Origin of the sequence: Methanopyrus sp. SNP6 (assembly GCF_002201895.1) — an archaeon.
Classification (GTDB): Archaea; JAADCQ01; Methanopyri; order Methanopyrales; family Methanopyraceae; genus Methanopyrus.
Map to the genome: position 1 here is coordinate 509,762 of NZ_CP019436.1, position 23,290 is coordinate 533,051.

Annotated in this window: 27 protein-coding genes; 16 read left to right on the forward strand and 11 right to left on the reverse strand. The window is 57.0% G+C overall.

Features of this window, described 5'->3' with window-relative positions; translation table 11 throughout:
• Positions 1-4: 4 nt before the first annotated feature.
• From BW921_RS02845 to BW921_RS02855, 3 genes are all read right to left on the reverse strand, one after another.
• Positions 5-916, reverse strand: coding sequence for an MBL fold metallo-hydrolase (locus tag BW921_RS02845; RefSeq protein ID WP_210400490.1), 912 nt, complete (start codon positions 914-916; stop codon positions 5-7).
• A gap of 95 nt (positions 917-1,011) precedes the next feature.
• Positions 1,012-1,422: a Mov34/MPN/PAD-1 family protein gene (locus BW921_RS02850; RefSeq protein ID WP_236953789.1), complete on the reverse strand. Its 411-nt coding sequence runs from the start codon at positions 1,420-1,422 to the stop codon at positions 1,012-1,014.
• A complete protein-coding gene (locus tag BW921_RS02855; RefSeq protein WP_148688490.1) occupies positions 1,364-2,230 on the reverse strand; it encodes a hypothetical protein in 867 nt (288 codons plus the stop codon). The genes BW921_RS02850 and BW921_RS02855 overlap by 59 nt, the downstream gene beginning before the upstream one ends.
• Positions 2,231-2,322: 92 nt before the next feature.
• On the opposite strand from BW921_RS02855, the gene BW921_RS02860 reads away from it, so the two are divergent.
• From BW921_RS02860 to BW921_RS02870, 3 genes are read left to right on the forward strand one after another with little or no spacing between them, the layout of a single operon-like run.
• Positions 2,323-2,670, forward strand: coding sequence for a roadblock/LC7 domain-containing protein (locus tag BW921_RS02860; RefSeq protein ID WP_088335345.1), 348 nt, complete (start codon positions 2,323-2,325; stop codon positions 2,668-2,670).
• 34 nt (positions 2,671-2,704) lie between these two features.
• Positions 2,705-3,583, forward strand: a complete 879-nt coding sequence (locus BW921_RS02865) for a hypothetical protein (RefSeq protein ID WP_148688491.1) — start codon at positions 2,705-2,707, stop codon at positions 3,581-3,583.
• Between the two features lie 49 nt (positions 3,584-3,632).
• A complete protein-coding gene (locus BW921_RS02870) occupies positions 3,633-4,394 on the forward strand; it encodes a septum site-determining protein MinD (RefSeq protein ID WP_088336469.1) in 762 nt (253 codons plus the stop codon).
• Here the strand turns inward: BW921_RS02870 and BW921_RS02875 are convergent.
• Entirely contained in the window at positions 4,391-4,891 is a 501-nt protein-coding gene (locus BW921_RS02875; RefSeq protein WP_148688492.1) for a DUF1947 domain-containing protein, read from the reverse strand. The genes BW921_RS02870 and BW921_RS02875 overlap by 4 nt on opposite strands.
• A 36-nt stretch (positions 4,892-4,927) precedes the next feature.
• Between BW921_RS02875 and BW921_RS02880 the strand changes: the two genes are divergently transcribed.
• Genes BW921_RS02880 through cobT form a run of 5 tightly spaced genes read left to right on the forward strand, consistent with a single transcriptional unit; the run spans position 4,928 to position 8,314 of the window.
• Entirely contained in the window at positions 4,928-5,149 is a 222-nt protein-coding gene (locus tag BW921_RS02880; protein WP_148688493.1) for an LSM domain-containing protein, read from the forward strand.
• Positions 5,150-5,169: 20 nt separating this feature from the next.
• Positions 5,170-5,358, forward strand: a complete 189-nt coding sequence (locus BW921_RS02885) for a 50S ribosomal protein L37e (RefSeq protein ID WP_011018593.1) — start codon at positions 5,170-5,172, stop codon at positions 5,356-5,358.
• Between the two features lie 13 nt (positions 5,359-5,371).
• Entirely contained in the window at positions 5,372-6,247 is an 876-nt protein-coding gene (locus tag BW921_RS02890) for a toprim domain-containing protein (RefSeq protein ID WP_148688494.1), read from the forward strand.
• Complete coding sequence (locus BW921_RS02895) at positions 6,195-7,220, forward strand: Xaa-Pro peptidase family protein (protein WP_148688495.1); 1,026 nt, start codon at positions 6,195-6,197, stop codon at positions 7,218-7,220. The genes BW921_RS02890 and BW921_RS02895 overlap by 53 nt, the downstream gene beginning before the upstream one ends.
• The gene (gene cobT, locus BW921_RS02900; protein ID WP_168168693.1) at positions 7,217-8,314 is read left to right on the forward strand and encodes a nicotinate mononucleotide-dependent phosphoribosyltransferase CobT; all 1,098 of its coding nucleotides are present in this window, start codon (positions 7,217-7,219) and stop codon (positions 8,312-8,314) included. The genes BW921_RS02895 and cobT overlap by 4 nt, the downstream gene beginning before the upstream one ends.
• On the opposite strand, the gene BW921_RS02905 is transcribed toward cobT, so the two are convergent.
• From BW921_RS02905 to BW921_RS02915, 3 genes are read right to left on the reverse strand one after another with little or no spacing between them, the layout of a single operon-like run.
• A complete protein-coding gene (locus BW921_RS02905) occupies positions 8,311-9,045 on the reverse strand; it encodes a hypothetical protein (RefSeq protein WP_148688497.1) in 735 nt (244 codons plus the stop codon). The two genes, cobT and BW921_RS02905, sit on opposite strands and share 4 nt — an antisense overlap.
• A 3-nt stretch (positions 9,046-9,048) precedes the next feature.
• Positions 9,049-10,095: a hydrogenase formation protein HypD gene (hypD, locus tag BW921_RS02910; RefSeq protein WP_236953765.1), complete on the reverse strand. Its 1,047-nt coding sequence runs from the start codon at positions 10,093-10,095 to the stop codon at positions 9,049-9,051.
• The gene (locus BW921_RS02915; RefSeq protein WP_148688499.1) at positions 10,049-10,327 is read right to left on the reverse strand and encodes a HypC/HybG/HupF family hydrogenase formation chaperone; all 279 of its coding nucleotides are present in this window, start codon (positions 10,325-10,327) and stop codon (positions 10,049-10,051) included. The genes hypD and BW921_RS02915 overlap by 47 nt, the downstream gene beginning before the upstream one ends.
• 73 nt (positions 10,328-10,400) lie before the next feature.
• Here BW921_RS02915 and BW921_RS02920 point away from each other — a divergent pair, with 73 nt between their 5' ends.
• The 3 genes from BW921_RS02920 to BW921_RS02930 all read left to right on the forward strand — a co-directional run bounded on the left by BW921_RS02920 (position 10,401) and on the right by BW921_RS02930 (position 12,810).
• Positions 10,401-10,826: an archease gene (locus BW921_RS02920; RefSeq protein ID WP_168168694.1), complete on the forward strand. Its 426-nt coding sequence runs from the start codon at positions 10,401-10,403 to the stop codon at positions 10,824-10,826.
• Positions 10,827-10,842: 16 nt separating this feature from the next.
• Positions 10,843-12,021, forward strand: coding sequence for an O-phospho-L-seryl-tRNA:Cys-tRNA synthase (gene pscS, locus BW921_RS02925; protein WP_148688501.1), 1,179 nt, complete (start codon positions 10,843-10,845; stop codon positions 12,019-12,021).
• Between the two features lie 165 nt (positions 12,022-12,186).
• The gene (locus tag BW921_RS02930; protein WP_148688502.1) at positions 12,187-12,810 is read left to right on the forward strand and encodes a hypothetical protein; all 624 of its coding nucleotides are present in this window, start codon (positions 12,187-12,189) and stop codon (positions 12,808-12,810) included.
• On the opposite strand, the gene BW921_RS02935 is transcribed toward BW921_RS02930, so the two are convergent.
• Positions 12,800-13,342, reverse strand: a complete 543-nt coding sequence (locus BW921_RS02935) for a hypothetical protein (RefSeq protein ID WP_148688503.1) — start codon at positions 13,340-13,342, stop codon at positions 12,800-12,802. The two genes, BW921_RS02930 and BW921_RS02935, sit on opposite strands and share 11 nt — an antisense overlap.
• A 78-nt stretch (positions 13,343-13,420) precedes the next feature.
• On the opposite strand from BW921_RS02935, the gene BW921_RS02940 reads away from it, so the two are divergent.
• The 3 genes from BW921_RS02940 (at position 13,421) to BW921_RS02950 (ending at position 16,264) form a co-directional block, all read left to right on the forward strand.
• Positions 13,421-14,176, forward strand: a complete 756-nt coding sequence (locus BW921_RS02940) for a TatD family hydrolase (protein WP_148688504.1) — start codon at positions 13,421-13,423, stop codon at positions 14,174-14,176.
• A 49-nt stretch (positions 14,177-14,225) separates the two neighbouring features.
• A complete protein-coding gene (npdG, locus tag BW921_RS02945) occupies positions 14,226-14,903 on the forward strand; it encodes an NADPH-dependent F420 reductase (protein WP_236953766.1) in 678 nt (225 codons plus the stop codon).
• A gap of 71 nt (positions 14,904-14,974) precedes the next feature.
• On the forward strand, positions 14,975-16,264 hold the full coding sequence (locus BW921_RS02950) for a UbiD family decarboxylase (RefSeq protein WP_168168695.1): 1,290 nt from the start codon (positions 14,975-14,977) through the stop codon (positions 16,262-16,264).
• Here the strand turns inward: BW921_RS02950 and BW921_RS02955 are convergent.
• From BW921_RS02955 to BW921_RS02965, 3 genes are read right to left on the reverse strand one after another with little or no spacing between them, the layout of a single operon-like run.
• The gene (locus tag BW921_RS02955; protein WP_148688506.1) at positions 16,256-17,296 is read right to left on the reverse strand and encodes an adenylosuccinate synthetase; all 1,041 of its coding nucleotides are present in this window, start codon (positions 17,294-17,296) and stop codon (positions 16,256-16,258) included. The two genes, BW921_RS02950 and BW921_RS02955, sit on opposite strands and share 9 nt — an antisense overlap.
• Positions 17,215-19,080 (reverse strand): hypothetical protein, encoded by a 1,866-nt coding sequence (locus BW921_RS02960; RefSeq protein ID WP_168168696.1) that lies wholly within the window; start codon positions 19,078-19,080, stop codon positions 17,215-17,217. Before BW921_RS02960 ends, BW921_RS02955 begins: the two co-directional genes overlap by 82 nt.
• Positions 19,032-20,804, reverse strand: a complete 1,773-nt coding sequence (locus BW921_RS02965) for a hypothetical protein (RefSeq protein WP_148688508.1) — start codon at positions 20,802-20,804, stop codon at positions 19,032-19,034. Before BW921_RS02965 ends, BW921_RS02960 begins: the two co-directional genes overlap by 49 nt.
• A 24-nt stretch (positions 20,805-20,828) precedes the next feature.
• Here BW921_RS02965 and BW921_RS02970 point away from each other — a divergent pair, with 24 nt between their 5' ends.
• Positions 20,829-22,196: an amidase family protein gene (locus BW921_RS02970; protein ID WP_148688509.1), complete on the forward strand. Its 1,368-nt coding sequence runs from the start codon at positions 20,829-20,831 to the stop codon at positions 22,194-22,196.
• Between the two features lie 550 nt (positions 22,197-22,746).
• A complete protein-coding gene (locus BW921_RS02975; protein WP_088335388.1) occupies positions 22,747-23,187 on the forward strand; it encodes an rRNA adenine N-6-methyltransferase family protein in 441 nt (146 codons plus the stop codon).
• The last annotated feature ends 103 nt before the right edge of the window (positions 23,188-23,290 follow it).

The following is a 23,290-nucleotide window of genomic DNA, read 5'->3' on the forward strand; positions in this document are numbered from 1 at the left end:
CAAGTCATTCCTCCCCGCCGAGCTCGTCGCGGTAAGCTTCGAGCAGTCGCTCCTCCTTACCTAGTACTTCAGCGGCGGAGGACACGTTGTCCGATTCCTCGTAGACCTCGGACAACCGATCACGGTAGTTCTTGTCGCGGAGCAAATGATGATCGAGGATTATCTGACCGGATTTCGAGGCCAACTTCCGCAGGTTTTCTACGGCCTTCTTCAGATCGTCCGAGGAGAATCGGAAACCGAGTAAATACGTCGGTGGGCCGCTGATCAGCACCAAATTCGGATCGCGTTTTAGGATCCACTCCAACGCAGGCTCGTACACGGGACCCTGGACGTCTGAGGCGTGAACGATCACGCGGTCACGGTGCGTTATCCTCAACCCGAGAACGTACCCTAATTTCGTTCCTTCAGGCCCGTGCGGGAGTGGCGGCGAGAACTCAAGAACCGTCTCGCCGAACTCGAACCTCTTACCGTCGGCGAACTCGTAATCGACGCCTAGCTCATCCAACCCCTCAATCAGTGCCTGAGCTCTACCAGCCTGGCTCCGGTTGATGTCCTCTGTAGGATGCTTCATCAGAATCAGCTTATCTCGGTAAAGCTCCTCAGCCGTTCCAGGGTCGCAAGCTTCGTACTCCCGGTCGGTGAACGGTGTGTAGTGATCGTAATGGTAGTGCGATATCGTGACCACGTCCGCTCTGTCGGCAACACGCTGGATACGCCCTCGCACTTCCTCAAGTGCTTCCCACTCCTCATCTGACGGAGGTAAATTGTAGCGTTTCGGAGGAATTGACACCCCAGGATCCACCAGTACGGTCACGTCCGGCGTCTCGATCAGTGTGGCCATCGACCTCACGCCGAGGCTCTCGAACCCTAGCGGAATTATCCTAACGTTCCCGACTTTCAGTCCGGATGACGACACGGTCAAGTACCCCAGGGGTCGTCATCCTTGTTCGTCGGCCTACCTCGATCTCTTCATCCCGGCCTCGGAGTGGTCGCAGGATCGTCATAGTGAGGTCAGCGGTTGTTCGCTTCTTCATCGGCCGTGTATCTCACCTCTACGACCGGTGTTATGTTTCTGCCGGACTTGTCGTAGAACTCCAAACGGTCCGGAGTGTACGGGTACGCTGCGATCGCGTGGACGGCACCCAACCTCTTGAACAACATCAAATCATCCTCCGAGGGCACCGGATCACCATAGGGGTGGGAGTGAAACGTTCCGATTACGTCTCGGGTATGAACGGAGAGGAGATCGAAAATCGCTCCGGAATCGGAAGCTTCGAAAGGAACTACGATCAGTGAATCTATCGTGATAGTTTCCGCGCTCATAGAACCTCCTAGCATTGCGAAAAACTCATCAGGGTGGTTTTTATCGCTTGCCTCGAGGAGGGAGTTCAGAAGTCTCGCGTCGAACTCTACCCTTTTCACGCCGGACAAGCCATCTTCCCTCCGTAGATCTCCTCAGCGGCGAGATTAGAAGGTCGATGATACGGCTAATACCGTACCAGCCCATCGCTGCGATCCCAGTGAAGACTAATATGCTGGCGATTATAGTCGTACGTGGTGATGGGAGCATTCGCGCGATCCTCTGCTGAGCTGCTTTGGTTGGGTCGTAAATCACCCTGAGGTCGGCGATTTCGCGGATCTCCCTCTTTAGACCCGTATACTCCGAAGGCGGAATCTCGACGTCGATCGTGGCTGTGACGCCAACCACTACGAATCCGCTGGTGTACGTAATCCACCCCGAAAGCTCGTCGGCCAGTTGAGAGATTTTCGAAGGTGGAACGGACTTGAAATCTATACGGACGATCATCTTGGTGGACGATGAGAACCTGACGTCTTTGACGCCGGGGAGGATTTTGGGCACTTTAGACTCGAACCACTTCCGACGGTCTGATGGTACGGGCTCGCTCAGGGCAACTTCCAGCTCTAAGTATCGTCCGATGGGTTTCCCGCGGTACTTCTTAACTACCTCCAAAGCTTTGGGTAAATCCGGAGGTGCCGTGCTCAACTCGACCGTCAGGTACCCATTCTTCTCCAGTCCAGCCACGACCTTTGGGATGTCCGAGAGCATGGGGGCGAGCAGGAAAAGTCCTACACCGGCCCCGATGATCGCAGCTCCGAGGGTGGTTGCTATTGGCGCCTTGATCCACCGCCCGACGACGCCGATAGAGTAAGTCAAGAGTGCGAGTAACACTGTCGTGAGGGCCGCGGCTGTCACGAATGCCGCACCCACGTGCCATCCCCCGGCGAAGTTCATGCGCAAACGTATTTAAATTCCGACTCACCCGCCGTGCCGGAGAACCCGTCTTTGGGGGCCGACGTCACTTGATCGAGAAGGTGTTGGCAGATCTGAACCGGGTTGAGGGAGTGCATGGATCGTTGGTTGTCTCGAGCGACGGATTGATCATCGCGGACGCCGTGCCTCCGGATATCGACTCCGAGATTGTGGGTGCGATTGCGACGACCGTATACGGTTCTGGCGAGCGAGTCGTCGACGAGATGGATCTAGGAGATCTCGAACAGATGCTCATCGAAGCCACACACGGGAAGGTGATGATCGTAGACGTAGGGGAGGACGCGACGCTAGTCCTCGTCGTCGAGCCCGACGCCAACTTAGGACTTATCCGCCTCCGCGCTCAGGAGGCCGCTGAGGAGATCGCTAAACAGCTTTAATGGTTTCCCGAATCATCGCTAGGGAGCCTCGACCGTGATCAGAGACATCCTAAGAATTCTTAAAGATATTTTAAGCAGACGGGATGGTAAGGGAAGGGAGCTGGAAGAGGGGGCCAGAGGAAGAGCTGAAAGTTCGAAGGAGGATGGGACCACGAAAGTCAGAGATGAAGTGATCCGACGAGCGTTCGACGTCATCGGAGAGCAGCTCGATGTGGAGAAGCTCGTCGAGGAAGCCCGCAAAGATCTGACGTCGGCCCTGAACCGGGTTACCGAGTACTTTGGTTTAGAGAAGCTGGTTGTATTAGACGATTCTGGGAAGCCGATTGGGATAGTAGGAGACGGCCGAATGGAGAGTGGGCTAGTAAACGCAATTTACACGATACGTGAATCACTAGGTGAAGTTGATACTATTTTGGTAACCTCAGAAGACTCGACTAACTACCTGGCGCTGTGTCTAGACGAGTACGTAGTAGTGTGTGAATCTAAAATGACTTTGTCCGATGCTGATATCTTCATGCTTAAAAATGATCTTGGAAAAGTTATAGATGCCGCAGTCTCGGGACAGCAAGTGAAGTCTGAGATACCGTTCGTGGTTATCGACGAGCATGGTTTGGTGATCCTGTCGAATGTAGATCGATGTGAAGAAGTTGGAGCATTGGTCTCGCAGATGTACAGGTTCATCAAAGATCACGTGGAGGGCTCGATCGAGTGGATCAAGATGACCACCGGTGAGAACAAGACCCTAGCTGTAAAGCCTCATAACGATTTCCTCATAGCTTTCGTGGTGGAGTCAGATGTAGAGGACGCGGACGACGCGTGCGAGGAAACCGTTAAAACTCTTATCGAAAAGGTCGAGCGCGCCGTAGCCGGATCTCCGAGCCCTCCAGCCGAAAAGGGCGAGGGGTTAACCTGACTTGGCTGAGACGGAACTTCCTGAGTCAGAAGCATGCCGTGTGGTATGTATGGCGTCAGGTAAGGGAGGTACGGGCAAAACCACCGTAACCGCCAACTTAGGCACCGCATTAGCTGAGCTCGGTGCTGAAACTTACATCTTGGATGCGGATATCGCTATGGCCAACTTGGGACTGATCCTCCGAATGGAAGACGCCCCAGTAACACTGCATGATGTACTGGCGGGAGAAGCCGACATCGAGGAGGCCATTTACGAGGGACCTCACGGTGTTAAGGTGATCCCTGCGGGTATATCATTGGAGGGCATTCGAAAGGCCAATCCCGACAGGCTGAGGGACGTAGTCGAGTACATAATAGACGAAACGGACTTCCTGCTGATCGACGCGCCGGCAGGGTTAGGTAGGGACGCCATCACGGCACTCTCCGCGTCGACGGAGAGCCTCTTAGTGGTTAACCCCGAGATAGCGTCGATCACAGACGCTCTTAAGGTCAAAGCGGTAGCCGAGCGGGTAGATACCCAAATCACGGGAGCCGTCGTCAACCGTGTCACGAAAGATAAGACCGAACTGACGAAGGAAGAAGTCGAAAAAATTCTGGAAACCCCAGTAATGGTCGAAGTACCCGAAGATCCGGAAGTTCGAAGGGCCGCCGCATTTGGAGAGCCGGTGGTGGTCCGCAGTCCCAAGTCCGCGGCCGCACAGGCTTTCAAGAAACTGGCCGCGGAGCTAGTGGGTATCGAGTACGAGGTGCCCGTTCCAGACAAGGAGGGAGTGTTGTCCAAGGTCATTAAGGGCCTATTCGGACGGCGTTAGAAGCGGGCTTCCCATAACCTGTCCCCGACGTGGTGAACGTTGCGGACTGCTCGACCCCTCTCAGACCCTTCGATTTCCCTCGCACCCATCAAGGCTATTCCCACGGCGAGAGGCCGTCGGTTGCGCTCGTCGATGACGACAACACCATCACCCTCCTCGAACTCACCCCGCACTTCCACGATACCAGGCACCATGATATCTGCCCCGGAGGCCACCGGCCTGACGGCACCCATATCCACTATCACTACATGGTCGTAATTTTCCTCATCGAGTTGGAGGAGGGCATGGATCGTGGGAAGCCAACCCTCGTGCCGCTCGAAGGCCATTACCTTGTCGTCCTTAATCAGCAAGCGCTCAATATCATCGTCCTTGACATACGCGACCTCCACGAGACCAGTGAGTACTTCGCGGAGACTCACCCCAGACGATACGCGTAACTCCTCCAAAACTTCCTGAAGGTCCTTCTCCGAGATCGGATGTCGACGGGAAACCTTCATCCGCCGGCTCCCCCAGCCGCACGGGGGTCGGACAGTTTGAGACCGCACGACTGTCTTAGGGACTTCTTGGACGACATTGTGATAGTGGAGTTGAAGACGGGCAAGACGTTGCGAGGTAGGTTAGTGTCTTTCGACGGACACCTAAACTTGGTGCTGGATGACTGCGTTGAGATAGATGAAGATTCCGAAGTTAGGCTCGGACGTGTATTGGTCCGAGGAGACAGCGTCACCTTGATATCACCCGCTGAAGTCGGGTGAGCTGCCAGGGGGAATGAGGTTTGGCGAAGGGAACCCCCTCCTTCGGTAAACGTAACAAGACGAAGACGCACGTCAGGTGTAGGAGATGCGGCCGCCGTGCGTACCATGTGCGGAAAGGGTATTGCGCAGCCTGTGGGTTCGGTCGCTCACGGCGCATCCGTCGGTACAGCTGGCAGAACAAGAAGGTGAACCGCAAGCGACGCCGCTAAGGGAGCCCAGGTAATGGCACGAGACGGACGACGGAAGTCACCCGTCGACGTCAGGATAATCGTGGAAGGAGCCGCCGACGCCGAAACGATATCTAAAGTGATCCAGCGGATGGCGCTCGGAGGAGAGTACAACATCACAGTGACATCCATCATCCCTACCACCCACGCCCATATCGCGCGACGGACCGCCGAAGGTGCGGACTTAGTGCTCATTGCCACAGACGCGGATAAGCCAGGTCGTAAACTGGCCAAGAAGTTTCAGGAAGAGCTGCGAGGCGTCGTAGGTCGAGTGGAACGCGTGAAGATGCCCATCGGACACGACGTGGAACACGTGGACCTGGAAATAGTGGAGAAGGAGCTCCGAAGCGCCTTAGTCCGCGCCGGCCTCAAAAGTCTCAGGGACATTAAGGAGCTGCGCGAGGAGATCAGGGAACTTCAAGAGGAAATCACAAAGAAGGAGGAGCTCATCGAGGAACTCGAGGAGAAAGAATTGGAGTTGGAAGAGCTGCGCAAGAGACTAAAGGAGGTCGAAAAGGAAAAGGCGCTCCTTGAGGAGGAACGGGACAAACTACTGGATGAAGTCGAGCAGCTCAGAGACCGCCTCGAAGAGCTTGAGGAGAAGTTGAAATCCGAAGATCGTCTGCAGATCATGGACCTCGAGTCCGTGTGCGAAGAGGCGGGGCTGAGCACGGAGGACGTAGAGCCGGAGATCCTAGAAGAGCTCGGAGAAGAGCTCGAAATTCCGATAGTGGTAGGCCCTATCCGAGTTGCAGCACCATCTAGGGAGGACGCGGTCAGAGTACTAAAGATCTACAAGCTCGCCCGAAAAGTGGTTGATGGCGAGGGGGAAGAGGAAAACGAAACAACTCCAGGAGATCCTGAAGTCTGACGATTTCTTTCTAGAGAAGGTGGAGAAGCTAGAAGAAATCGCAGAAGGCGAACCATGCACTCTTGTCAGGCGCCAAAATGTCGAGTGGATAACCCACTTTCCCGGTCTAGCGTTCCACGCCGACTTCGAGTCCGAAGAGTACACACTGGTTGTTCACCGTATGGATTCGAGGGCCGTTCGAGAATGGCCGATTCCAGAGGCCGTCGAAGTCGTAACACACGATGAGGCCGATCGCCTAACTCCCGCCCGGGCCGTCGATGACGAGTCGGCTGTCCGCAGGGTGCCTTGTTATAGGGTGAAGAACGTTAACAAGGACGTTACGAGAGTACGTCTCTCCAAATCGAAGAGTGAGCTGATGTTCATTGAGGAGCTAGTGGAAGCTACCGAGCGGATACTTACAGAAGTCCTCCCACCCGAAGGCTCGGAGGCCGAGGTAGCATCCGACATCATAAAGAAGACCATGATTCGCGGCTTTCAAACGGCATTCGACCCTATAGTAGCATATGACGAGGGTGCCGGTGTGCCTCATCACCGACCGAGTCCCGAAGAGAAGACCTGGACGAAATGTGCGTTGGTGGATTACGGGATCAAGATGGTATACTGCACGGACATCACTAGGACCGTAGTGTCCGAGGGCAGGGCAGGAGATATCCTCGAAGTCGTCGTGAACGCCCTCGAGGAGGCACTCCGAGAACTTCAAGCGGGTGTTGACCCGAAGGAGCTCGAGAAAGAGCTGAGGGAGTGGATGGAAGACGAAGCGCCCGGATTCAAGTTCCCACACAGTATCGGCCACCATGTAGGAGTCACAGTCCACGAGGGTCGTCTCAGGGGTCGATTGCCGGAAGGTGCCGTGATCACCGTAGAGCCAGGGCTCTACTCGGACGAGTTCGGGATCCGCGTCGAAGAAATGGTGGTCGTCGGGAAGCGAAAATGCCGAACTCTAACCAAGCTTCCGCGGGTGTGGGAGCGTTGAAAGAAGTCTTACCGGGTATCCGAGTGCTGGGAAATCTCGGAGCCGCGGAGAAGGTTGTTAGGAGGTGCTCCGGTGGAAGCACGGTGATGGTGTGTGTGATCGGCAGTACCGAGATCAGCCGCGTTCCCGGTATCTCAGCCGCGGGTAAAACGCCAGAGTCAACCTTTCACACACCCGCAGGTGATGTCGAGTTGATTTACCACGACAGGGTCATCAACGCCGAAGAGGTTCCACAGAATCCGGTGGGTGCTCCCTCACCCGCCGTGATAACGAAAGCCGTCGTGAACTTGGCATCCATTCCATTCCTGACGGTGGACGCCGGGGCAGCCGTGAAACCCGCTTGCCCTTACATCGACCTCGGAGGTGAGGTCGCGAGGGATTTCCGCGAAGGACCGGCACTATCGGAGGAAACCTACGACAGGCTGCTAGAGTTAGGTAGAACGCTCGGTAAGGAGCTCACTCGCGATGTGGATTTCCTGACCGTGGGGGAGAGCGTGCCGGGCGGGACTACTACGGCGATGGCTGTGATGACGGCATTGGGCTACAATACTAGTGAAAAGTTCGCGAGCAGCTCCCACGACTCCCCGCACGATATCAAGGAGCGAGTGGTGAAAGAGGGCTTGGAGGCGCAAGGAGTGGAACCGGGTGACTTGGACGCCCATGAGGCGATCAGGAGGTTCGGCGACCCTATGATGCCTGCGGTGATAGGCATTATTCACGGAGCCAGAACACCGGTGCTTTTGGCAGGTGGTACGCAGATGGCCCCCATATTAGCGTACCTGGCGGAGGAAGATAGGACGGACCCGGAACGGGTCTTCGTCGGAACTACCAAATATGTGGTCGAAGACGAGGATTCCGATATCGAGGGTCTGTTCCGGCAAGTAGGCGACTACGTGCTGTTCTCAGCGGATCCTGGGTTCTCGGAGTCCAAGTTCCGTGGGTTCAGGTTGTACGAGGATGGGTACGTGAAGGAGGGTGTCGGTGCCGGTGGAGCTCAGGTAGCAGCTGCGTTGAAAACAGAGGGAAAAATCACGCCGGAAGACGTTTTGAGGGAGTGCGAGCGAGTTTACGAACGATGGGTGGATGAACTTTAACTAAACAACCTTTCTATTAGAGTACGCTCAAACCTACGGTGCTCCAGGAAGTGATTATTAGGGTCTCTTATTAATATATAGACTAAGTAAGGATACAGAATCGGGAAGATGACAACCATGAGTATGTAAATTCCAAAGTTCCTGTAAGGTATTTTTCTGGAGAAAGATATGCATATATTCAGCTCATCGGCTAGCAATGATGCGATAGCACTTTCCCTCGCTTCATGCAGATAGAAATCTCGCATAAGCCTGTATGCAACGTACAGATATGCTACTCCAAAGGTGATCGTACCCAAAAATATCCACAAGATTTCATCTAAATGACCCATCTCTTCGATATTTTTTACTTTCTTGAATACGGCTAAGTAGCAGGACTTGGAGATGCATCCTGTGCGGTGCAATATCTCAGAAACCGTACGGAACAATTCCGAAGACCGCTCGAAGTGCTTGTTTCTCCTCCGAATGAGGGTATAGAATAACGCCGCATTGACTGCGAAGAAGGTCGCGAAGAACACCACCGTTCCCACGGTGAGGGCTGTTCCTCCGGCAGATACTATGGAAGTACCACTGGCTGTCGCCACGCTCACAGTAGTGATCACGGACACCGAGGCTGAGGCTAGTGGGCCTAGAACTACGACGACGATCCCGAGTGCGGGGTTCAGGATCATGTCAGTATCTTCCGCGCGCTTCAGGGACCGCTCCAGTTCTCGAAGCCACTCGTCGGTGGACATGCATCATCCTCCGCCGAACCTGTACTCTATGAAGCACGGGCCCTCCTCCGACACCATACACGGACCTACCGGATCCGTCGGAGTACATTTCGTGCCGAACAGCGGGCAGTCCCGGGGCTCAGCCAATCCTCGCAGTATCCTATCACATATGCAGGATTCGTCGTGTCCCAGTGTGTAATCCGGGTGTATTCCGATCTCCATCGCGTCGTGGTCTGCGAGATCCTCACGCAGCCTCAACGCCGACTCTGGGATCGTTGGGAAACCCCGCCACGGCCTGTCTTCAGGCTCGAACGCCCTCTCTATCAGTTCCTTCGCGACCTGGTTCCCACTATCCTCGACGACCCTGAGATACTCGTTGGCAACCCCTACACGCCTCCTTCTGAGCATTTTAAGACATGCCAGTACCGCGATCAGGACATCCTCGGGCTCGAAGCCGGCGACCACGCACGGGAGCTCCCGGGCTACGGACTCGTATGGCTCCGTCCCGATGATCGTGGACACGTGGCCAGGACATATGAACGCGTCGAGACGACACTCGCCCGACTCCAGCAACCACTCCATCACGGGGGGTATCAACCGATGAGCCGACAGCACGTAGAAGTTGGAGGGCGGGTCATCGAGGAGCACAGCAGCGGTAGTTGGTGCAGTAGTCTCGAATCCTACCGCCAAGTAGAGGACATCACGATCCTCGGACTCGGCGATCTCCTCGGCCTTCCTAACGCTCTGGACCACTCTGACGTCCCCATCACACGAGGATAGGGATCCGACCGGGGTAGGGACCCTGTACACGTCCCCGAAAGCACACACTACCATGCCATCCTCCGCGGCTTTTATGGTCGCGGCAAGCTCTCCCGCGGTAGTCACGCACACGGGACACCCTGGACCGCAAACTAAACGGACGTTCTCGGGGAGTAACGATCTAAGACCGTGTTCGACTATGGTCCGTTCGTGGGACCCACACACGTGCATGATGGTCACGTCACGATCGAGGATCTCGGCTTCCCTACGGATTCGACGGACGAGCCTTCTCACGAACTCCCGACGCGTCATTTTCAAGCTCCTCCTCGATGTGCTTCAGGACTTCTTCCCAGATCTCAAGGGATGCCCGTGCTTCCTCCTCATCTAGCTTCTGAATCGCGAAACCTGTGTGGACAATGACCCAATCGCCCTCCTCCACGTCCTCCAGTAAACTTACATCGACTTCCTGTCGTACACCTCCGAAGTCCACCACAGCACGGTTGCCATCGAGCTCCACAACTCTCCCGGGGATCGCCAAGCACACGTCGTCCACCCCGCTGGGTTGGACCGAAGAACTTCTTTCGTATTTTCTCCCGAAAGCCAGGGGGAGTGCCCTAGTGCCGTGGGAAGAGATCGAACACACGGCGGACGCCGCGTTTCGAGTGTGGGCCAACACGCCCGAAGACCTCCTGGTTGAAGCTGCCAAGGCGCTGTTCGATCTGATCACGGACCTGGACGAGGTGAAACCCGAAGAGGAGGTTGAAATCGAGGCGGAAGGAGAGGACTTCGTGGAGTTGCTCCACGACTGGCTCGAGGAGATACACTTCCGACACGAGGTTGACGGGATGCTGTTCTCCGACTTCAGAGTGAGAGAATTGAAGAAAGACGAAGACGGATGGAAGGTGCGTGGCGTGGCTCTAGGCGAGCCCTACGATCCGGACCGACATCCGTTCCACACCGAGGTTAAGGCCGTGACCTACCACAATATGAAGGTCGAGCGCGAGGACAGGCGGTGGGTGGCCGAGTACGTGGTTGACTTGTGAGGGGGTAGGTCGGTATTTGAACCTGGACCGTTACAGGGACTTCGTCCGTGAGACGGAGCGGAAGTACATTAACGTGAACCCAATCCAACGAGGGGGTGTGCTGACACCGGAAGCTAGGAAAGCCCTACTGGAATTTGGAGATGGGTACAGTGTATGCGACTTCTGCGAAGGGTTGCTCCACGAGATCGAGAAACCCCCCATCCGACAATTCCACGAGGACTTGGCCGAGTTTCTCGGGATGGACTTGGTACGGATCACCGCCGGTGCGAGGTACGCGAAGGAGGCTGTCATGAGCGCGTTGTGCGAGGAGGGAGACGTAATCGTCGCAGACTCGCTCGCGCACTATACCACGTTCGTCGCAGCGGAGAAGGCAGGAGCTATGGTTCGGGAGGTCCCGAACACCGGTCACCCGGAGTACAGAGTGAAAGTCGACGAGTACGCTCGGGTTATCGATGAGGTGGAGGAAGAACGGGGAGACCCACCCGCGTTGGCGTTACTTACGCACGTCGACAGTGAGTACGGGAACCTCGCGGATGCGGAGAGGTTCGTGAAGATATGCCGCAAGAAAGGTGTTCCTGCGCTACTCAACTGCGCTTATACCATGGGACGCATGGATCTGTCAAACTTGAGCCCGAAGCCCGACTTCATGGTCGGTAGCGGTCATAAGGGCATGGCCGCGTGTGCACCGTGCGGCGTACTCGCGATGCGGGAGGAATGGGAAGAGGTAGTGCTCAGAGGATCCTCACTGCGTGGAGACGTCTCCGGTCGGGAGTGGCCACATAAGGAGGTCGAGATGCTCGGATGTACCGTGATGGGAGCACCGATAGTCACTATGATGGCCAGCTTCCCACACGTCGTGGAGCGAGTGAGACGATGGGAGGAAGAGGTGGAGAAGACGCGGTGGTTCGTGAAAGAGATGGAACGGATAGAGGGCGTACGACAGCTCGGTGAGCGACCGAAGCGGCACGATCTGGTGAAGTTCGAGACCCCGGGCTTCCAGGAGGTGGCAAATAATCACCCCAAGCGCGGCTACTTCCTGTATAAGGAGCTGAAAAAGCGTGGTATCATCGGCATCCAACCAGGACAGACCGAGACCATTAAAGCCAGCGTGTACGGTCTGACGGACGAGCAGGTGGAGCACGTCGTGCGAGCGTTCCACGAGATCGCGGAGGAGCATGGTTTAGAAGTCTCCTGAGCAGCTTCACCGACGGGAGCCACCTCCGCCGGGAGTATCGAGGGACGGGAGCGCCAGCGAGCAGGAACGTGACCGTACGCGGAGCGAAGTCGTAAGGCGTCGAGTCGCCGTTCCCGATCGCACGTAATTGTTACGAATATCATAACTATTGGTGGGGGAGCCTTCGTGCGGATGGTAGTGTTATTCTCCGGTGGTCCGGATTCCCTACTGGCGACACTAATGGCCTGCGATGAGTACAACCCGGAGGAAGTCATCCTAGCGACATATGATAACGGCGTGCTGATCGATGTTGAAAAAGCCGGCATCAATTACTCCCAGGTGAAACGTGCCACGGACATCGGGGTAGAGTGGAGAATTTTCGATATCCACAGGCCCTTCCACCGATGGGGACTCCGAGGTCTTGAACGTAGGATTCTGCGGCTCGGTTGGAACCCCGTGTGCCTAGACTGTAAATTCTGCATGCTCTTCCACGCGCTGGAGAAGTTGGACCCTGACGTGATCGTAACTGGAGACAGGGAATCCAGGAAGTACCCGGAACAGACGCCGGAAGCTAAGGCATTCTGGGAGGAAATGTGCGACGAATATAACTGTGAGTACTTCACACCGCTCTGGGATTGGAAAAAAAGAGACGTCTACGAGGAATTAGCCCGACGAGGGGTATCGGTGAGGGGATCGGAGCCTAAATGTATGCTGGCAGGCTCTTGGAAGAAGCCGGTGAGTGAGAAAAAGGTCGAACGTTACCTGGAAGGACTTAGGAAGAGACTCTTGGGGTTACGCTCTACTCCTTGAGCTCCTCTAGCCTCTCCGAGAGACTTTCCAGCTCTTCAAGGGCGTCCTCCATCCTCGTATAACACTTCTTCAGACCCTCCACGACGCGAGAGATGGTGGTGGACACATCCTCCATCTCGGACTCCAATCGCTCCAGCTTCTCCTCCTCAGCCTTGAGTCTCTCCTTGATATCCTCGACGCCGGTGACTATCCGGAGTTTCCCACTCTTAAGCATCTCATAGGTCTCCAGAACGAGCTCCCCGGCCTTCGTCTCTCCCTGCAGATGCTTCCTGATCGTAGCCTCGGTACGTCCCAGTTCTTCTGCTATCTCCGATACCGTATACCCGGCCTTCTGTCTCGCGAGGGCCGACGCGGCCACCGCTAAAGAGTCGACCCAGGTCAGAAACTTCTGCTCGTGAATCATCTCCAGCACCTTCGGGCGGAAGAGTGTAGCTACCAGTAGTACGGTCTCTAGCTGGTGAATCTCCTGCCGATCCATGGGCTGGAACGGGATCTCCGTGAGGTCAATTACCTCCTTCACGCTTTCTGCCATATCTGATGTACCCTTGATGCAACGGGGGATCCGGCTATTTAAACTCTAAGAAACAGAACCTCAAGGGGCGGTGGAGCCTTGTTCGTCAAGTTCGACTCGCACGTACACCTGGACGTGAGATGTGAGGACGATATGAAGACGATGAGCCTCGCCGGAATACGCTACGTCCTGACGCTCGCCCACGACCCCATGCCGTTCCGCACCGCGGAGGCCCTCTTAGGACACTGGGAGGCGGTCGAGTCGATCGCGGAGACGGCGGTCGAATACCTGATCGACGTGAAGGTGGGACTGGGGATACATCCGAGGGCCATCCCGGACGAGGGTATCGAACTCACCCTCGAACGCCTTGAATCGAAGTTGAGTGATCTAGACGCGGTAGGAGAGGTCGGACTAGAGGAAGCCACGGACGAGGAGGTGGAGGTGCTCCGGAAGCAGCTGGACCTCGCCGCGACCGAAGATGTGCCCGTGATCGTTCACACCCCACGGAGCCGTGACCCGAACGTCATTTCGAAGATCATCGAAGTCGCTAGTGATTCGGATCTGGACCACGATTTGATCGTGATCGACCACCTCAACGAGCAGTACGTCGACGCGGTCCTCGCGGAGGGTTTCAACGCCGGGATCACCGTACAGCCCGGTAAGGCGACCGTCGAAGAGGCCGTCGAGATAGTGACCAACCGGGCCGAACATGCGGACCGCATCCTCATCAACAGCGACGCGTCGAGGGCTCCGAGTAACGTCTTGGCGGTGGCCGAAGTGGCGTTCGAGCTGGAAAAGAGGGGGTTCGACGCTACCGAGGCGGTGGTGCGGGACAACGCCCTACAGCTCTTCTAACTTCTAACCGGCACCCTCTTAACCCCGCCCTCCCTCGCCCACCCGGGGTATGAACGTGCGGCTGGCGTTCATCGGAGGAACCGGCCACCAAGGGCTCGGGCTCGCACTGAGACTGGCGGCGGCGGGACACCAGGTGATCATAGGATCGAGGGAGGAGGAACGCGCCGTTAAAGCCGCGGAGAAAGCCGAGAGGATCCTGTCGGAGCACGGGTACGAGGACGTCACCGTTGAAGGTCGCGAGAACTCCGACGCAGCAGCCGAAGCGGATGTGGTATTCCTGACGGTCCCGTTCTTCGCCGTCATCGACACGGTGAAGACGATCCGGGACTCGCTCGACGAGGACGCGATCGTCGTGAACGTCACGGTACCGTTGGAGACGGCTATAGGGGGCAATCCCACCCGGCTGATCCGACCATGGTCCGGATCTGCGGCTGAAACCGTGCAGTCCCTCGTCGACAACCCAGTGGTGTCCGCGTTCGAAAACGTCTCCGCGGAATCACTTCGGGACCTGGAGAAAAAAGTCGAGTGCGACGTGGTAGTGTGTTCAGACCATAAGGACGCAAAGAACGTCGTCATGGAGCTAGCGGAGGAGATACCGGGAGTCCGAGCGATAGACGGCGGGCCGTTGGAGAATGCCAGGATCGTGGAGTCTATTACGGCACTGCTGATCAGCATCAACATGAGGTACGGCAAGGAGAACGTCGGGATCAGGTTCACCAACCTATAGGGGTCAGCCCGCGTCCCGATCTTCACCCCATCAGTTCGGGACTTTGTCTTCATCCCCCCGGGGGCGCCGCGTTGAGGGATTTCCTGAGATACGTGGAAGATGACCTAGTAGTAATCGAGGAGTGGTTATCACCGGAGTACGAGGTACCGGCGGTTCTCCAGGAACTCGATAGACCGATAGTGTTCGAGGGCGTTGAAGGCTACGACATCCCGCTGGTAGGTAACCTATGTTGTCGTCGGGAGTACTTGGTAAGGGCGATGGGAGCGGAGTCTTGGGACGATGTTCTTTGGAAACTCGCGGAAGCCATGGACTCCCCGAAGGAGCCGAGGAGAGAACGCTCCCCGTCGTTTCTCGAGGTCGAGCGTGGACCAGAGTTCCTGGAAGAGTTCCCGATGTGCCGGTTCTACCGGACCGACGGTGGTCCCTACCTCACGGCGTCCCTGATCGTCGCGGTCGAGCCCGAGGAAGGAATCCCCAACGCGTCCGTACACAGGATGATGTACCTCGGTGACGGCAAGTTCGCGGTACGAATCGTCCCACGACACCTTCATCGGTACTACGAGAAAGCCGACAACGACCTACCGGTAGCGGTATGCCTGGGTGTGGACCCGCGGACGATGTTCGCGTGCTGCGCCCGCGTACCGTACGAGGTTAGCGAGCTGGACGTCGCGGCGGCGTTCTGGGAGGATCTCCGGGTGTACGAGGTCGACTACGATATCCCGATACCAGCGGAGAGCGAGATCGTTATGGTAGGCAGATTGACACCAGAGCGCGCCCCAGAAGGACCCTTCGTGGACGTGACGCGCACTCTGGACGAGCGGCGTCACGAACCCGTCTTCGAGGTCGAGAAAGTGTACACTCGAGAGGACCCGTACCACCCGATCATCCTTCCAGGCGGAGAGGAACACAGGATCATGATGGGCGGTCCCGCCGAGGCCACGATCCTCGCTCACGTCTCTCGGGTATCGGAAGTAGTCAAGGTCAGACTGACTCCGGGCGGGGGAAGGTGGCTCCACGCGGTGGTATCGATACGGAAACGCACTGAAGGTGAGGCTACGAACGCGGGCCTCGCCGCGCTGGCGGCCCATCCGAGCCTGAAGCACGTGGTGGTCGTGGACGAAGACGTGGACCCGGACGACCCGGAACAAGTCGAGTACGCACTCGCGACGAGGTTTCAAGCGGATCGCGACCTGCATGTGGTGAGGGGTCTCGGGTCCACCCTCGACCCGTCGGCAGAAGAAGGTATCATGGCGAAAGCTGTGTTCGACGCGACGGCTCCGGTGGAGGAAAGGGAACTGTTCGAGGTAGTCGAGGTGCCCGTTAGCGATAGGGTCCGACGGATCCTGGACGAACTACCTTAGATCCACCGTGTGCTCCAGTTCCGGTCCCGTGGAGACTATCGTCACCGGTACTCCGACGGCCTCCTCCACCTTCTCGATGAACTTCTTCGCTTCGGTGGGAAGCTCGTGCCAAGTCTCGGCCTCCGCAGCGTCGGGGAACCTCCTGTCGATGCACGTGATCGCGACCTGAGTAGCACCGTTGATAACGCACGCACGCTTGGCCATCTCGAAATCGAACTCACCTATACGTCGTGGCCGACCCGTGACTGTACCGCGCTCGACTTCCAAGATCTCTTCGCCGAACTTCTCAGTCACCTCCTCTCGGGATAACTCCGTAGGGAACGGTCCCTCTCCGACCCTGGTCGCGTACGCCTTGAACACCACGTACACATCATCGATCCTCGTCGGACCGACGCCGACGTCGGAAGCGAAGGCGCTCGCGGTGGTATCCTTGCTGGTGACGTAGGGGTAATCTACCCCATGGTAGAGGGATAGACCGAACCCCTGAGTACCTTCGATCAGCACGTCCTCGCCCTCGTCTATCGCATCGTTCACCAACCCCGGGACGTCGCCGAGGAACTCCGAGAGATCGTCAACGTCCCGGGCCAGCTTCGCCTTCCGTAGTGCCCTGTCCGCGTTCGCCGGCCCGCAGCCGGTGCCGGTCGTATCGATCTCGTCAGAGAGATGCTTGGAAGCGCGCTCGGACTCGATGTGCTTAGGCTCGATTATCGCACACTTCTCGTCCACGACCAGCCTATCATCGACTTTGAAACGGGACAGTCGCTCGACTTCATCCAAGAGCACATCCGGGTTAACGAGGACCCCGGGTCCTACGGCAAGATCGGCCTCCTCATGCGGGAAGCCGCACGGGATCTGTCGTAGACCGTAATCCTCACCGTCCACACGAACGGTGTGACCGGCGTTGGGACCGACGCCCGCACGCGCTATAACCTTAGGCTCGTCCTGAACGGCTAAGTACGCAACGATTTTACCCTTACCCTCGTCGCCCCACTGACCACCAGCAACGACGCTAACGTGACCGCGATCCCGCAAGCTGGTTTCCCCCAGTTCTGAGGGTGAGGCGTCGGAGAATGCGTGACGAACTCCAGCGTGACGCTGACATGGTACTTATCGGATTCGTTCAACGGTAGCACGTACACGTCCCGGATCCCAGCTGGATGTATCAGGATACCGGTGACGGAGTAACGGTTCGGGCCTAAGTTCTCGATCTCGAAGTCGGTTCCGTCCGCGAGCACCGTGGAGTAGGGATCTCTCGGTATCCTCGTTATCCCAGTGACGAACGCCGGTAACACCAACGGAACTAGCCTGTACCCGTCCACCGGCACCATGAACGCTTTGGGAAGTTTGATGCTCAAATCCTTCCCTTCCGGCACGCGTGGTGGCTGGTAGTCGAGTGTCCTTTCGAACCGGTAGAACGGGTCCCCGACGAGTAGGTAGCCCGGGCTGACGTCGACGTAGCCCCGCAGTAGCTCGAGTTCCCATGTAGCCCACACCACGGCCCGACCCAATTCGACGCCGGAAGCCGCGAAGAGATACGCCATGATGGCTCCCGCGGGATCCCGGAAGGCAACGACCGCCCGGAACTTCGGGAAACCGTTCGGGGTCGCGTACACGTCCACAACCTTGGCAATCGAGTTAGGATCGGCACACACGAACAGGACGCTCCTACACTGTGAATCCAGGGCCCTCAGGAACTCTGTCCCCAACACGCTTCCAGAGCCTGCGACGTTCACTATTGCGCACGCTGATCCCCTGAGCTCGCAGTTCAGGGATGGAACGTCCGGAACGGATAGCCACTTCACGTTGGCGGAACCGAGTGAGTTGTTCAGGTCACCCTTGTAGACTGACAGCGATCCTGTTGGGTCGAAGACGGCGAGCGGTGACGCCCTACCGTGGAGATGCGTGGAAACGATCATCTTATTAGCCGCAAGGAACCCCGGGATACCGTGGAACGGGAAACACGCAACACCGACTCTCAACCTAGGATCTCCCAGTAACAACGATCCGAACGAGACCACATACTCCACGTCTTTGAGTCCCTTGAGCTCCTTCCCGTACGCGGACAAGAACCTCTCACGTACCCTACGTACAATGGTATCGATGTCCGTCTTCTCACTGGGTTGGACGAACGCCACCAACGCCGGTCTCATACAGGCGAACTGTACGGCGGCCAAGGTGATCGGATCGAACGGTTGAGATTTGTACGGACCGCTCGGTTTCACGAGCGGTTGGACGACCACAATAGCCCTGATAGATAGGTCACTGAAGTCGTATTCCGGGTTGCGGAGGTACTCGTCCAACGTGAGTACAGGGACGTTGAAGCTGGACGCGTACGTCAGCGGATTACCCCATACAATGGCACCTAACTGTTTTGCAACGATAGGTGCCAGTTCAAGCCCGGGAACGAAGTCTGAGTCTGGATCCAAACACAGTAGGAACTTCAACGGGACCCCGGATTTTATCGCCACGTCCACGAGTCGTACGCAAGCCGCCTCAAGATCGTCCGGCAACTCTGACCAACCTGGATGGGTCGCTGGGAACCTGTACGTGAGGACGTGGCTGGACGGCCCGACCCTCGACATCAAGTCCAGCGTGAGTCGATCGAGCTTACCCTGAACGGCGATCGGGATGACGGAAGGCACGTTACCACCTGCCCACTCCCTGTCCATCGACGCCGCGGTGACGAACACCCTAATCCAGCTGTCTTTGGTCATCACTTGGTCGGGTACGTTCACCACGACGTAAACGTGAGCGCTGGCCGGGACCGTCAGTCCGAGGATAATCGATGTGATCGTAGCAACGGTACGAATATCCATATCGGCACCACCCTGTTGATACCGTCGTTATTGATTGGACTCGGATTCGATGGTAACGGTTGAAGGGTTAGGATAGCGTAAACATCACCGGATTGCGCCAGCATGAACGGGACCGTAGGCACTCTACCGTTACCCCTACCCATAATCACGGTATAGTGCCTGTTCGGAGCGTTCACCTCGAACTGTATCACGTCTGCTGTCTTCCGAGACGAGACCGGGTACCCGAAGAACACCACGAACCTGTATTCCTCGTAGTGGAGAGCGTTTTCCACACAGCCTAGGATGAGTCCTCCAGCTAGCGCGAAAATACCCTCGAGACCGACGACCACAACTTCGACGTCGTACAGTTGGTCCGGGATCCTGCCGAAACTCGAGTACCAATCCCAAGCCCACTCACAGAACCCGGACGCTAACGCGTACCAAGTGTAGGCTAGAGGATCGCCCTTGGTAACTTCAAACAACACTGTGTACGGTCCGACCAGCCCCCACCCAAACCAATGGTCGCCGGACAAAATGAGATTATTGTAAGTGGACAGCAGGTAGCCGGAGTTGAACAGTAAGGTGCTGGTGGTGAGGTCTATCCCTGAGAGGTCCCATGGGTAAAAACCACAGCATGGAAGCGCGGCGTAGAAGTTTGGTGTTCCAACTTGGATCGAGTTGTTCCATTGGTCGGTCAGCGTCATGTACGATAGGAAAACGTGTTGATCGGCACCTAAGATTTCCGGCAATGCTGAGGTGAACTCGTATGTAATATCATAGTACAACATAGTACCCTCTCCGGGTGGACCCACGATGATCACACCTTCCCATTTGCAACCTTCAAGGCGTAAGTCCTCCGCCGCCCACGCTATAGGGAGTCCGTAGAGAGCACCCAAGTATAGCGAACTGGGCCACAGCTCGAACATTCGTGCTTGTCTCCAATTCTCTCTTCGAGGGACGTTGAAGATCACTGCCGGGGCCCCGGACATTATTCTCGAAGAGGCACGGACGTAGACGGCGTCATCACCGAAGACCATTACAGCTAGATTCCTGAACGCTTCGGTCTTATAGACGACTATGACGAGGTCGGAGTTCGCGTAGAGCCGATAGAATGGATCGTGTTGCGGGTCCGGAATGTCCTGCCACGGACCTGCTGGATTGATCACGTTCGCTCCCGGGACTAGGGGTATCAACACGTCTTTGACCGCCTCAGGAGAAGTAACGGTCGCCCTCGCCATGAAGACCACGACCACGCCGACCTTACTAGGATCGACGTCGTGCGATCGCTTCAGTAGTTCTCGAACCGCGTCCCATTTGAGCGCCAGTGCGGATGATATGGCCATGGGGTCGTATTCCGATACTATCGTAATTAGGTGATCGTAGCCTAACGATCGGGATAAGTCCAGTGGATCATAACTATGGGACAAGTCTACATCGATCCTAGCCGAAGACGGGAGGGCACGGAACACGTTGTCGGCGATCCCCATAACATCGAGAGGTGAACCACGAGTAACTGCCGGGAACACGTGGATCCTACCTTCGGAGTCCGTGTAGGACAGAAGTGAGAAGCACGGCACCCAGTATACGCAGGCTGGGAACTTGTCTTTTTCGGTAATCTGATCTCTCGGTTTTGGTACTTTGAACACGACGAGATGTGATTCGTCTAAGATCACCGTGGGCGCAGCGGAGGTGGAACCTATAAGGGTGATTAGGAGTGCGAGCGGTAGGACCCACTTACCGTTCAACCGCTCACCCCGCGGGGAGGAACGATGCTGAGGGAAGTCGCAAAGGACGTCGAATCGGGCCGCGTCGACCCGTCGGAGCGGATCTATGGGTATCTCGAAGAAATCGACAAGGTGAACCCGGATATAAATGCATTGACCTACGTTAACGAGGGAGCGCCCCGGAATGTCAAGTCTGAGGGCCCGCTCGCTGGTGTAGTCATAGCCGTCAAGGCCAACATCAACGTGGAGGGGATGCCATGCGACTGCGCGTCCAAGACACTGGAGGGGTACCGGGCTCCGTTCGACGCGACAGTAGTGCGAAGGATCAAGGAAGCCGGTGCCGCGGTTATCGGCATTGCGAACATGGACGAGTTCGCGGCCGGTTCCTCGGGCGAGACCTCGTGTCACGGACCGACCGATAACCCGAGGTGCCCGGGGCGCATTCCGGGCGGGTCGAGCTCCGGGAGCGCCGCGGCCGTGGCGGCGGGACTCTGCGACGCTGCCTTAGGTTCGGACACGGGTGGGTCGATTCGGAATCCAGCATCACACTGCGGTGTGGTCGGGTTCAAGCCCACTTACGGTCTGGTCCCGAGGCAGGGTCTTATCGATTTAGCCATGAGCTTCGATCAAATCGGGCCCATCACTAGAACCGTTGAGGACGCCGCGCTGCTGCTGGAGGTGATAGCGGGCCCGGATGAGGACGTCGAGGGAACCGTGAGGAATACTGAGGTCCCCAGGTTCTCGGAGCTGTTGGACCCGGAAGAAGTGGAAAGAATACGCATTGGTCTCGTGAGGGAGTTCCTCGAGGTCTCAGAGCCGGAGATAGCGGAGGTCGCCGAGGAAGCGGCCCGTGCCCTGGAGCGGGCCGGGGCCACCGTCGAGGAGGTGAGCTTAGGTCGAAAGCTCGTCGACGTGGCGCTGCCCACGTATTATGTGATCAACTACGTGGAGTTCTTCTCGGCGACGCGTCGGTTCGACGGACGGAGGTACGGCCGTAGGATCGAGCATGTATGCGGGGAAGAAGTTCTCAGGAGAATCGTGGCTGGAGCTGCGATCAGCCGGCAAGAGGTTCGAGGTCAATACTACGAGCGGGCGATGAGGGCCAGGACGTGGATCCGACGCAGACTGTTGGAGGCGTTAGAGGGATACGACGCGTTGCTAGGGCCGACGGTACCGAAGCCTCCACACCGTATCGGAGAGGAGTTGAACGTCCGTGAGATGTACGGGTACGACGTGCTGACCGTGATCCCTAACCTGGCAGGGTGTCCGGCCGGAAGCGTGCCGTTCGACACGATTAACGTAGATGGCGACCGGGTGCCGTGCGGTGTTCAGGTGATCGCGCGACCGTGGGAAGATCTAACCGCCCTGAACGTCATGGCGGCCCTCGAGAGGGCCGCCTCCTTCGAGCCATGACTCTAGACTCGACTCCCCCTCAGCATCGACCTGTCGGAGGGGCAGTTGGATTTTTCACGTATATTACGTATATTTTGTGCATGATACTCATGATCGTTGAAAAGCGGTGTGGTATCTTGCGGACTACAATTCGACAGTCGTCGTGTTACCTATGCATGCACGACATACGGTTTATGCACAATTTACGTATAGAATGCTAGCAGTGCTCATACCTCGTGGTGCGTCATGACCGGCGTCCGAATTTGTGCGACTTTATCACGAGTCCGAGCGCTACTCGGCCGGTACGACGCTATTTGTGCCTCTGTTGTTGGAGAGAATCCGATAATATCGTCGTAGGTCCCTTACCGCCGAATGGTATGCTCGGAGAATCCTTCAGACTGTTGACTACTATCTTTTGAGGGTTAAGAAGCCCGTATGGTGGTGGGAACGTACTCGTGGATCTCTCGGAAATACCGGGGGAGTCCTGACTTCGTGCCCGTTCAACAGATCATGAGAGGCTAACCGGGCGACAGAAGCTTAACCGGTATGACGGAGGACGTCAGGGGCCGACGTGACCAGCTCCTACATTGTGTTCGACGTGAGGAGATACCGAGAGCTGGCCGAGGAACTCGTAAGGCCGGAAGACGTGGTGGTAGAAGTCGGCGCCGCCGCTGGTGATACCACAGTCAGATTGGCCCGCAACGCCCGGCTGGTGATAGCCTTCGAGAAGTCGGAGGAGATGTTCGAACGGCTGAAGGAGTGCGTACGTGGGTTGGATAACGTCATCGTCCTGTGCGAGGACGGGTTCGAGCTGGGAGAAGTACTCAAACGAACGGAGCGCGTGGACGCGGTATTCATCGACGTAGGTGGTGGGGCGCAGCCGAGGTTGGCACTAGCGCTGTGGGAAGCTTACTACTCGCGTTTTCGTCCGAGGGTGATCGTGGTCCGGAACCGAAGGCTCTGCCGACTGGTCGAAACGGTGGAACGCGTGGAGTGCGATGAGGAGGTATAGCCGCTTCTGACGCAGTGATGAGGGCACTCGGGGCCGAGCACGCGCTCCGCGACGAGGAGGTACGGACCCCCACTGATGGCTCGCACGTCGATCGGAAGATATT

Coding starts and splice junctions, on each gene's coding strand:
- BW921_RS02870 (WP_088336469.1), top strand. CDS start 3,633: ATGGCGTCAGGTAAGGGAGGTACGGGCAAAACCACCGTAACCGCCAAC.
- BW921_RS02875 (WP_148688492.1), bottom strand. CDS start 4,891: ATGAAGGTTTCCCGTCGACATCCGATCTCGGAGAAGGACCTTCAGGAA.
- BW921_RS02890 (WP_148688494.1), top strand. CDS start 5,372: ATGGCACGAGACGGACGACGGAAGTCACCCGTCGACGTCAGGATAATC.
- BW921_RS02895 (WP_148688495.1), top strand. CDS start 6,195: ATGGCGAGGGGGAAGAGGAAAACGAAACAACTCCAGGAGATCCTGAAG.
- BW921_RS02905 (WP_148688497.1), bottom strand. CDS start 9,045: ATGTCCACCGACGAGTGGCTTCGAGAACTGGAGCGGTCCCTGAAGCGC.
- hypD (WP_236953765.1), bottom strand. CDS start 10,095: ATGACGCGTCGGGAGTTCGTGAGAAGGCTCGTCCGTCGAATCCGTAGG.
- BW921_RS02935 (WP_148688503.1), bottom strand. CDS start 13,342: ATGGCAGAAAGCGTGAAGGAGGTAATTGACCTCACGGAGATCCCGTTC.
- npdG (WP_236953766.1), top strand. CDS start 14,226: ATGAACGTGCGGCTGGCGTTCATCGGAGGAACCGGCCACCAAGGGCTC.
- BW921_RS02960 (WP_168168696.1), bottom strand. CDS start 19,080: ATGGATATTCGTACCGTTGCTACGATCACATCGATTATCCTCGGACTG.
- BW921_RS02970 (WP_148688509.1), top strand. CDS start 20,829: ATGCTGAGGGAAGTCGCAAAGGACGTCGAATCGGGCCGCGTCGACCCG.